This window comes from Pedobacter sp. (genome assembly GCF_037719805.1).
Lineage (GTDB): Bacteria > Bacteroidota > Bacteroidia > Sphingobacteriales > Sphingobacteriaceae > Pedobacter.
In genome coordinates this window covers 1-9,752 of sequence record NZ_JBBJLZ010000008.1, presented here as the reverse complement: position 1 = coordinate 9,752, position 9,752 = coordinate 1, and the positions used below count along the sequence as shown (strand labels likewise).

Annotated in this window: 13 protein-coding genes and 1 pseudogene; 9 read left to right on the top strand and 5 right to left on the bottom strand. The window is 41.3% G+C overall.

Translation table 11 applies throughout. The features are described from left to right. The first annotated feature begins 136 nt into the window (after nt 1–136). Both WKF66_RS21495 and WKF66_RS21490 read left to right on the top strand, forming a co-directional pair. A pseudogene (locus tag WKF66_RS21495) lies at nt 137–705 on the top strand (DUF4256 domain-containing protein). Further along, complete coding sequence (locus WKF66_RS21490; RefSeq protein WP_489676571.1) at nt 702–1,064, top strand: hypothetical protein; 363 nt, start codon at nt 702–704, stop codon at nt 1,062–1,064. The pseudogene WKF66_RS21495 and the gene WKF66_RS21490 overlap by 4 nt, the downstream one beginning before the upstream one ends. A 642-nt stretch (nt 1,065–1,706) precedes the next feature. On the opposite strand, the gene WKF66_RS21485 is transcribed toward WKF66_RS21490, so the two are convergent. The 5 genes from WKF66_RS21485 to WKF66_RS21465 all read right to left on the bottom strand — a co-directional run bounded on the left by WKF66_RS21485 (nt 1,707) and on the right by WKF66_RS21465 (nt 5,294). Next, nucleotides 1,707–2,879 (bottom strand): IS91 family transposase, encoded by a 1,173-nt coding sequence (locus WKF66_RS21485; protein WP_489676570.1) that lies wholly within the window; start codon nt 2,877–2,879, stop codon nt 1,707–1,709. Next, nucleotides 2,879–3,289: a tyrosine-type recombinase/integrase gene (locus WKF66_RS21480; protein ID WP_489676569.1), complete on the bottom strand. Its 411-nt coding sequence runs from the start codon at nt 3,287–3,289 to the stop codon at nt 2,879–2,881. Before WKF66_RS21480 ends, WKF66_RS21485 begins: the two co-directional genes overlap by 1 nt. After that, the gene (locus WKF66_RS21475; RefSeq protein WP_489676568.1) at nt 3,237–3,803 is read right to left on the bottom strand and encodes a hypothetical protein; all 567 of its coding nucleotides are present in this window, start codon (nt 3,801–3,803) and stop codon (nt 3,237–3,239) included. The genes WKF66_RS21480 and WKF66_RS21475 overlap by 53 nt, the downstream gene beginning before the upstream one ends. A 112-nt stretch (nt 3,804–3,915) precedes the next feature. Next, complete coding sequence (locus WKF66_RS21470; protein WP_489676567.1) at nt 3,916–4,089, bottom strand: hypothetical protein; 174 nt, start codon at nt 4,087–4,089, stop codon at nt 3,916–3,918. Nucleotides 4,090–4,145: 56 nt separating this feature from the next. Continuing rightward, the gene (locus WKF66_RS21465; RefSeq protein ID WP_489676566.1) at nt 4,146–5,294 is read right to left on the bottom strand and encodes a hypothetical protein; all 1,149 of its coding nucleotides are present in this window, start codon (nt 5,292–5,294) and stop codon (nt 4,146–4,148) included. A 122-nt stretch (nt 5,295–5,416) separates the two neighbouring features. Here WKF66_RS21465 and WKF66_RS21460 point away from each other — a divergent pair, with 122 nt between their 5' ends. The 7 genes from WKF66_RS21460 (at nt 5,417) to WKF66_RS21430 (ending at nt 9,621) form a co-directional block, all read left to right on the top strand. Further along, nucleotides 5,417–5,860: a DUF6934 family protein gene (locus tag WKF66_RS21460; protein WP_489676565.1), complete on the top strand. Its 444-nt coding sequence runs from the start codon at nt 5,417–5,419 to the stop codon at nt 5,858–5,860. 461 nt (nt 5,861–6,321) lie between these two features. Beyond that, nucleotides 6,322–6,657, top strand: coding sequence for an IS66 family insertion sequence element accessory protein TnpA (gene tnpA / locus WKF66_RS21455; RefSeq protein WP_489676564.1), 336 nt, complete (start codon nt 6,322–6,324; stop codon nt 6,655–6,657). 3 nt (nt 6,658–6,660) lie between these two features. After that, complete coding sequence (gene tnpB, locus WKF66_RS21450; protein ID WP_489676562.1) at nt 6,661–7,026, top strand: IS66 family insertion sequence element accessory protein TnpB; 366 nt, start codon at nt 6,661–6,663, stop codon at nt 7,024–7,026. 71 nt (nt 7,027–7,097) lie between these two features. Beyond that, the gene (gene tnpC, locus WKF66_RS21445; RefSeq protein WP_489676561.1) at nt 7,098–8,654 is read left to right on the top strand and encodes an IS66 family transposase; all 1,557 of its coding nucleotides are present in this window, start codon (nt 7,098–7,100) and stop codon (nt 8,652–8,654) included. 14 nt (nt 8,655–8,668) lie between these two features. Then, nucleotides 8,669–8,821, top strand: coding sequence for a hypothetical protein (locus WKF66_RS21440; RefSeq protein ID WP_489676560.1), 153 nt, complete (start codon nt 8,669–8,671; stop codon nt 8,819–8,821). Next, nucleotides 8,818–9,102 carry a DUF4236 domain-containing protein gene (locus tag WKF66_RS21435; RefSeq protein ID WP_489676559.1) on the top strand — a complete coding sequence of 95 codons (285 nt, stop codon included), beginning with the start codon at nt 8,818–8,820 and terminating at the stop codon, nt 9,100–9,102. Before WKF66_RS21440 ends, WKF66_RS21435 begins: the two co-directional genes overlap by 4 nt. Before the next feature lie 255 nt (nt 9,103–9,357). Further along, nucleotides 9,358–9,621 carry a hypothetical protein gene (locus tag WKF66_RS21430; RefSeq protein WP_489676558.1) on the top strand — a complete coding sequence of 88 codons (264 nt, stop codon included), beginning with the start codon at nt 9,358–9,360 and terminating at the stop codon, nt 9,619–9,621. Nucleotides 9,622–9,752: the final 131 nt, after the last annotated feature.

Here is a 9,752-nt window from a genome sequence, read left to right as displayed (position 1 = left end):
TTTGGTTCCGGGCTGACAAGCAATGAATACCAGCCCATTGCCAAGCCTTAACGTTGTAGGCAAGGCTAAATGATGCCTCGTCCTGACATGACACATAACCCATCGCAAGGCTTTGTAAGCAAATCAACATAACACTATGGCACAGAGAAAAAAGAATGAATTATCATCAGACCAACGTGAAGAATTACTTACCGCATTGAAAGCCCGCTTTGAGAAAAATATGAATCGACATACAGGCTTTGAATGGTATAAAGTACAAGCAAAGCTGGAATCTAACTTTCAAAAACTGTGGTCGCTCAATGAAATGGAAAGAACTGGCGGTGAACCGGATGTTGTTGGTTATAACAAAGAGAAGAACGATTACCTCTTTTATGATTGTTCGACGGAAAGCCCTAAAGAGCGCAGAAGTGTTTGCTACGACCGTGAAGCACAAGAGTCAAGGAAAGAACACAAACCAAACGACAGTGCCATTAATATGGCTGCTCACATGGGTATTGAGATTTTAATAGAAGAAGAATATCGGGGATTACAACAATTAGGAAATTTTGATACCAAAACATCAAGTTGGGTGAAAACACCGGTTGGTATTCGGAAACTCGGCGGAGCAATATTTTGGATAGACGATATAATATGGTCTTCGTGTATCACAATGGTGCCGAATCTTTCTATGCAGCCAGAGGGTTTCGTGGCTCACTACAAATTTGAATTTTAAAAAGAAAATTAAATCTGTTGCCTTTTGCAAGTCCCGAAAAGTAACAGAGTTACAGCAATACGTGGAAAAGCCCATGCTGCCAACAGGCGGTTTGGCAATATGGCGTTTCTTTATACTCATTGCTTTCTGTTGGACTAGCTTTGCTTATGGGCAAGACAACATAAAAAAATATGTTCAGGAAAATACTATCCAAATAAAAGCAATCGAGCCTGACTCTACGGACTATTCAGATTTAGAAGCTTTTGGAAATTCAATTGGTAACTCAAAAATTGTAATGCTTGGAGAACAAGACCATGGAGACGCAGCTACGTTTTTAGCTAAAACAAGACTTATAAAATATTTGCATGTGTAGATTACTGACTGGCCTGTAATCGAAAGAAAAGTCAAAATTCCAATTGTTCATTGAGATGATTTTTTACTCGCTGCCAGTATTTTTGATAACAGCGAATTTTTAAACCAAATACAAGGTTGCGATATTTTAGTTACATATTATCCATTAGACACAAAAGCTGATAAGCGTTCCGCATTTTTACATAAGCTTCATTTTGTGGTAACACCCCCCCAAAACTCTCGAAAAGTATTATGAAATTCGGAGCAAATCATTTTTAGGTTGTGACCCAGAAATTTTATTTGGGATTTTATTTGGATTGGGGAACTGAATGTAAAAATAAATTCTAACCCTCAATTCGAATAATGCACTACCGCTAACAAACAAGGCTTCGTCGGGTGCGTAGCACCAACGATGAAGCCGATGTTGTACGGAACCGCACGGTAGGAAAACGATTTGATATGGGGATTGTGTTTTTGCTTTTTATAAAAGCATTGGATGAGCGCGGGATTGCAGGTATTGAAGTTGGTATTTATAGAACGTTTTTTTCATTCTATCTGTTTTGATTAAAGCATCAAGTAAATTTATTTGCTTAAACAGGGTCTTTATATTTGTTTTTCTTTAGGTATAGCATGGTTATGTCTTGCCGCATGATGCAGTAAACTTTTATTCAACTGTTGCACTGCTGTTTGCAATACATTCCAATAAATTTTTTGCCATTTCTTTCCAGTCAACGGGTGGTCCGCGCAGGTTAAAGCGCATGATGGTTTCCATCGTTTCCTTTTTGCAGCACGGACATTGCTTCGGATTATAAACAACAGGTTCGATTTTACTAATAACAGCAGACAATGCAATGTCTTTTTCAGACACCTGCTCTTTTATCATTACCGAGCTAACGTGTTTTGAACTGCTGCTTACGATACCGTAATGTCTTATTCTGACAAAACCTTTTGGTAATATATGCATTGAAAAACGACGGATAAATTCGATGGCATCCAGGGTCATTTCTTTTTTAACACTCCCCTGCTTGTAATCCTTGTAACTAAATGTTACCCTGCCCGTTTCATGACTAATGATCCGGTGATTGCTAATAGCGATCTTATGAGTATAGCGGCCAAGGTATTCCACTACGCTCCCGGGACCTGTAAATGGACGTTTGGCATAGACCACCCACTTATGTTTATACAACTTTGAAAGCAGTTCCGGGTTAAGTTCTTTTGGTAATTGTTCTTTGAGACCTGCTATAAAGCGTCCACGAAAAACAGTGCTCATCGCCTTGACATTGAACAAGTATTTTCCTTTGCTTTTTGCCTGCTTCCATTTTTCTTGTTTTGTCAATCCGCCTCCTGGTACTATGCAATGCAGGTGAGGATGAAGGGTCATCGTTTGTCCCCAGGTATGCAGTATGCTGATCATACCCGTTTGTGCTCCCAGCCACTTTGGATCATGACCGAAGCTGTTTATCACGCTCCATGTTGTTTTAAACAACAGCCCGTAAAGAATCGCCGGTTTAAAAAGGCATAACCTATTTAATGTATCCGGCAAGGTGAAGACCACGTGAAAATAAGGAACAGGCAATAGCTCCGCCTGTCTTGCCTGTATCCATCTCTCACGTTCCGTGCCCTGGCACCTGGGACAATGACGGTTGCGGCAACTATTATAGCTGATGCGCAAGTGACCGCAACTGGTACAGCCATCCACATGGCTGCCCAGAGCGGCGGTCCTGCAACGTCTCACAGCATTTAGTGTACGCAACTGCCAGGTGTTAAACATCTCCGATTGCTGAACCTGTGACCAATGAGCTTCCAGCACATCAGCGACCTGAAAGTCTGGCTGCATCAACTCTTTTTGTATAGATTATCCAGCGGGCTAAAAGCAGTTTTTGCAGAAGGTTTCGCAATATGCAAATAGATCATCGTGGTTTCAATCGCCGCATGACCCAGCAGTTCTTTGATGGTAACTATATCAAGACCCTGTTCCAGTAAGTGAGTGGCATAACTGTGACGCAAGGTATGTGTGGAAACTTCTTTAATAATTCCGGCCTTTTTTACCGCCTGGCTTACTGCCCATTGGGTTCCTCTTTGTGAAAGGCACTCACCGTTGGTTCCTTCAAAGAGCCACCGATGAGGGTGTTCGGCTTCAAGATATTTTTTAATGCCGCGGACAAGCATGGTGCCTAATGGCACATAACGGTCTTTACCGCCTTTGCCATTTCTCACATGCACCATCCCGCGCTGAAAGATCCACATCGGCAATGGCAAGCTGACGTACTTCAGCACACCGAAGACCACAACCATACACCGTTGCCAGTAGTATACTATGTTTCAACAGTGTACAGGCTTTAAGCAGATCACGTACTTCCTGCTGGCTAAGGACAACCGGCAACTTGTCCGGACGATCTATCTCCGGAAGACTGAACTGAAGATAACTGAGGCCCCGCATCTTGCAGGCATAACGCATTCCATAAACAGTGAACTTGAAAAATGTAGCCGAAGGGGTGCCTCTTGATTTTACAAAATGAAGATAATCCAGCACCTGGTCCTTGTCGAGCAATGTTGGAAGGCAGTTATAGTGCAGGGCAAGATGTGCCAGCTGCCGACCATAATTAATAAGTGTACTGCTGCTTTTACCACTCACACAGATAGACCGTTCCATCTCTTTGTAAAGTTGTTCAAAGCCACTTACCTTAGTACTCGCCCGTGACACAATAGTTACATAATCGCTGGCTGCAGTGCGCAGACCGGTAGTTTGTTTTGTTTGCATAGTTTATTTTTTAGGTTATGCAAAACAAAGCCTCTTTATTCTTGAAGAGGCTTATTAACTACCGGAAGGTTTAGTACAACATGGGGTTTTGTACAAGCATGGTAGGACGTTGTTAGCTTCGGCTGTAGTTCGCTATCAGCTTCAGTTCGGGCGGACGGAATTCTGTTGGGCTTTTGTAGGTTATCTTGTACTTTTGTTTTTCAATCAGCAGCGGTTCCGGGCGGACGTTTTTCAAATCCCATGCCTGCACAAAGCCCTGTACGTTAGCTGCGATGCAATTTGACACGGGTGCATATCAAATTGTCGTTTATGCTGCTTTTGCTTGATTGCAAATAAGTTTTATTACTTTATTCCATTTTCACTCAATCTTACGCATCGAAGTGTCAACATATTTTGCGCTCTTTTCTTTGTCCATCGTTGTCCTGATAGTTTCATTCTTTTTTGTATTACTGTTCTATGGGCTGATTCTATGGCACCGGAGCCTATCAAACCGGCACCCATGCTTCGATATTTTTTATAGTCCATCCGCTCTTTATTACTTTGATAATATTGCAGTAAATTCTTTTTGGCGTTTTTTACAGTAGCTTTCTTTGTAAGCAATTGGGTAATATTGGCAATAACTTGTTCTATCTTACTGTTATATAGCAATTCTTTCTGGCTTTCTATCCACCTGCATCTTTGATTTTGTTCTCCAAAAAATTCTTTAGCAAATTCACAAAGGTGTTCAATGGCATGAAACCAATCCAGTATTTGTGTTGCACCAGGGTAGGCGTCTGTTATCCAGTTCTTTATCCATACAGCTCCATCTGTAATAAAAATCAATCTTTCTTTCAAAGGCCTGTAAACATCTAATTTCTGTTCAAACCGATGCGTAAATTTTCTACTATCACCCAAATAGGCTTCATATACTGAATGCCTTATCCACCCTCGTTCTCTACCTACTTCCATGCAGTCGCTCTCTTTAAATATACGGCCAAGTTTGGTTTCATTCCAACCGTCCTGTCTCGTTAATATCATCGATCCGTCTGTCATCGCATATACTGACTCATTTGGCTTTAATTCTTCAATTTCCTGGCAAGGCGCTTCTATGGCAACTTCTTGTTCTAATAAATTTGCGTACGTATTGGTAACCCGATGAACCTGCATTACACTTACTTCCACACAAAGAAACTTTGATAATACTTCGTTGCATCCACCATAACATTCCAACTGCCCGGCGTATGTCATTAACTCTTGCATATAAGGACTTATTTGATAACCGTTCAACGGCTCACTAAAACCATGAGCGTTGGCTATCTCTATTTTCCCGAACCTGGAAAGAGTTTTTTTTTTACGTCTATCGGCGGGAACCTGGCTAATGGTACTCTCCAGGACAGTTCGACTCAATTCATGCATGATTTTTTCAAACTCGTAAAAATTTTTTATCTCATCAAGTTTCACTATCTCAGGATACCTTGATTCGCAAAGTGTTAGAAATTCTTGCTTTGTCATGGAATTTAATTTGGGTTACCATAAATTTACACCCTTTGCGACAATTTGGTATGCACCCCTTGACACCCTAATACTCATAAGCAACACTTAAAGTATTATCTTCATGCCGACTTTAACAAAGCATGAAAATTGACAAATATCATTTGAAATCCGATGAAACGCTGAGTGTATTTGAGTTTATCAGCGTTGGACCGAACGGAGCAATTCGCAAAATTATTCACTTTCAGTCTACTTATACCCCAGGACTTTACAACCTTGCTTTTGGAGACAAACATCCGCTAACTGGAGAGATTGATGACCTTGCTGTCACTAATAATGGTGACACCGACAAAGTATTGGCAACGGTAACAGCGGCGCTTTATATTTTCTTAGATAAAAATCCAGAAGCTTTAGTATATGCAACCGACAGCACACCGGCAAGAACAAGACTTTACCGAATGGGAATAACTCGTTTTTATGAGGAAATACAGCAGGATTTCTTTCTTTTTGGACGGACTAACAAAGAATTCTACGAATTTGAGATTGGGAAGGAGTATGAAGGATTTTTAGCGCAAAGAAAATTTTAGTAAATTACACCAATGAAAAAAGTTAAAGAACAAAATAATAGCAAAGTTCCAATCGTGGCTATTGACCCTTCACTCAACAAGTATTGAGACAAGACGCTTTTCCCTGAAAAATTAGCATTGGCTAATGAACAATTGAAAGGAGTTAAACTACCACCCAAAAAAGAGCACCGCAGCTAACAGCAGCATTGCCAAAATGGGGCGGACGCAATAACAAGGAACATCTGTAATTCTAATTTGGCTTTAGTCATGGGCGGACGAATATCTATGTAGCATTTTGTTGTCTTCAACAATAGTTTTTCAATAAGCATTTGTTCCGGGCAGAGAGAATTCAATTTCCCACACTTTGGCAATGCTTTACCGTTAGCGGCACTACTATTACAATCACTAAAAGTATCCGTACGACCGAGGCCATAGATGGTTTTCCTTTTGGTGTTGCTAGCTTTGCTTCCTAAAAGTAATTTATGCAATCAACCATTGGGAAAAAAGTAAAGTATAGCCAGGATGATATGTATCGCCATGTAGAAGCCTGGAAGAGTAGCGGCCAAACGGGCGTTGCGTACGCTGTTGAACATAACCTTTGCAAATCAGTATTATACTACTGGTTAAAAAAATACAAAACCCCGCCTGGCAGAAAACCAGAAAAGGACAATCGGTTTATTCCTATTCAACTACCCTCTTCAAACCCTGGATCATTTCAAGGTACAACACCAGTTATTGAAGTATCACTTCCTGGTGGAGCTTGCGTAAAATGCTACCAACCTGTAGCGGCTTCTTTCATCCGGTCATTAATTTATTAAAGCATGCTTGCATTATCTGATAGCCGCCGTTATTATTTATACAGTGCAGATACTACCATGAGGAGGAGCTTTGATTCCTTAAGCGGCATTGTACGCGGGGAACTGCATCAGGATCCTTTATCTGGCGACATATTCGTCTTTCTCAACCGCCGCCGCAACCAGGTTAAGCTGCTGCTTTGGGAAAAAGATGGCTTTTCCATCTACTACAAACGCCTGGAAAAGGGAACCTATGAACTTCCCTTAATTGATCCCGGGAGTGCTTCTATAAAGCTACAATGCCATCAGTTGCTTCTTATCCTTGAGGGCATATGGCTGGGATCGGTAAGGAGGCGCAAACGCTTTATCATGGAAGAGCCGGCTTATAAATAAGATGAAAATATTTTTAAATATAATTAATATAACGTACATGTATATGCGCTATTAGTTGTATCTTTATATCCTTGGCACCAGCATACGAAAATATCAGCAGGGAGGAGCTTGTCACAATGCTCATTGAATCTGAAAAGTGCAATGAAACATTAAATGCGAGGCTCGGGGAACTTACCTTCCAGGTAAAGGAGCTCATACGGCTGGTGCATGGCGCCAAAAGCGAGCGCTTTGTATCCACCGAGGCCCTTGTTGCCACACAGTTATCCCTGGGTTTAACCCTGGAACCAACTGCTGAACCTATTGTAGAAGTTCAAGTTGAGAAAAAGACGGTATATGTGCCTGTTACAGAGAAGCCCGCAAGCAAACATCATGGCAGAAACCCTTTGCCACCCCACCTGAGACGCGTCGAGATCCTCATTGAGCCAACTGAAGATACCACCGGGCTGGTATGCATAGGCTATGAGGTTACAGAGGAATTAGAATATGAAAAAGGAAAGCTTTTTGTAAATCAATTCAAACGTGCTAAGTATGCCCTTCCTGTTGCCGAAGAAAAAACAAAGATCCTGGTAGGTGAACTCCCCGTTCGGCCGATCCAAAGAGCAATTGCAGGGCCTGGGTTGCTGGCATATATTCTCATCTCCAAATTTTGCGATCACCTTCCCTGTTACAGGCAGATTCAGATGTTCGAACGCCAGGGGGTTACTATATCACCCGTTACTATTAATGACTGGATCACCGCCTGCTGTGATTTATTGCAACCTCTTTATGACTTACTCAAAAGGGAAGTGTTGAGCCAGCCATATCTTCAGGTTGATGAAACGCCTATCAAAGTTTTAGACAAGGATAAGAAAGGTAGTACTCACAGAGGGTATCATTGGCTCTACCATGCGCCGTTAACCGGAATGGCACTTTTTGATTATCAGCCTAGCCGGGGAGGAGAAGGCCCCGAACATTTGCTTAAAGATTTTAAGGGCCACCTTCAAACCGATGGCTATGGGGTGTATGAAAACTTTGACAACAAGGAAGGCATTACCCAAATTCAATGTATGGCGCACGCACGGCGCATGTTTGAAAAAGCACTGGACAACCACCCCCAGCTTGCTTCCTATGCCCTTACCCAGATTCAACAGCTATATGCCATCGAAAGAAAGGCAAAAGATCTATCGTTAAATTACGATGAACGCTATACCCTAAGGCAAAAGGAAGCAGTGCCATTGCTAACAGCCTTTAATGTGTGGCTAATAGCACACATGCCCAGGCAAGAAAAAACGCCAGATGCTGTGCTGCCTTCCACTACCATGGGCAAAGCAGTCAATTATGCCCTGAGCCGTTGGCGTCAACTGATGATCTATGCTCATCATGGAGAACTGCATATAGATAACAACGCCGCAGAAAACGCCATCCGGCCAATTGCGCTCGGACGAAAAAATTACTTATTTGCTGGCTCACATAAAGGAGCTCAAAGAGCTGCCTTGATTTATTCGCTTTTGGCCACTTGCAACAAACAAGGTGTCGAGCCTTCAGCATGGCTTGAAGATGTTCTTAAGCGCATATCATCACACCCAATCAATAAACTCAAAGAACTGTTGCCTAAAAATTATAAAAATCAGCAGAATTACCTAGCTTAATTTGTATTTCCAATATGGAGTTCATCGAACGGATACTTGTTCCTATCGTTTTTGGAATCATTGGAGCAGTAATTATAGGTGCGGCATCAAATGGAAAATTATGGTTTATTGGTGCAATTGGTGGTGGCATTTTAGGTGCATGGATTTCAAACGCATTTAAATCATGAGTTGGACATTTAGGAAAATATTTCGTTTAGGTCCAATGAGGACAACACTTTCAAAAGGCGGTGTCAAAATGAGTTGGGGATTTACAGGTTTTATAGTGGGAGTTTCTGCTAATGGGAGAAAGTATATAACAATGGGAATCCCAGGGACGGGGTTATATTTCACTAAATATTTGACAAATCAAAATTTACAATCGACAAATCAACCGACACAGGCAAACAATCAAAGTTCGCAACAAACAAACAACAAAGACGAACCTTGGTGGAAACAGAAAAATTTATAACTTAGACATCATTGGACAAGACCCCGAAGAAGCACGAACGGCTTACATGGGTTTTGCGTTTTTATGGTGGGCTGACGAACAAGGGTTCAAGTTCAGTATTTCAATTTGGCTTTTGTACAATGGTTGGGCAGACGAGCCCTGATTCCCATCACAACGCAAAGCCCTAGAACGTTGGCGGTCACGTAAAGACAAACCAGGAGGCTGAATCTGTGGACTAATAATTGTAACTTTGGTGACAATTACAAAAACAAATTAATGGGGCAATTATTAAATATAGCAGACATAAAACGCCTTTATCCGGACGAATGGGTTTTACTTGGAAACCCTATTATGAGTGATAGTAAAATTGACGTTTTAGAAGGAGTTCCCCTTTTTCACAGTAAGGACAAAAAAGAAGTTTGCTACATTGGTCGAGACAAGACTTCAAACTTTGACAAGATAACATTGATTTATACAGGATCTTTCAGGCCTACAAGAAAAATTACAGGCATTTTTAACCGAATTAAAAATGACCTTTAAGTTTAAAAGAGAACCTGAAATCGGCCTCATACTTGTGCATGTTGAGATCGATAACAAGTATGAATTAAAAATGATTTTAGATACCGGGGCTACACATACAACAATTGACAGTAACGCGTTATATCTTCTCG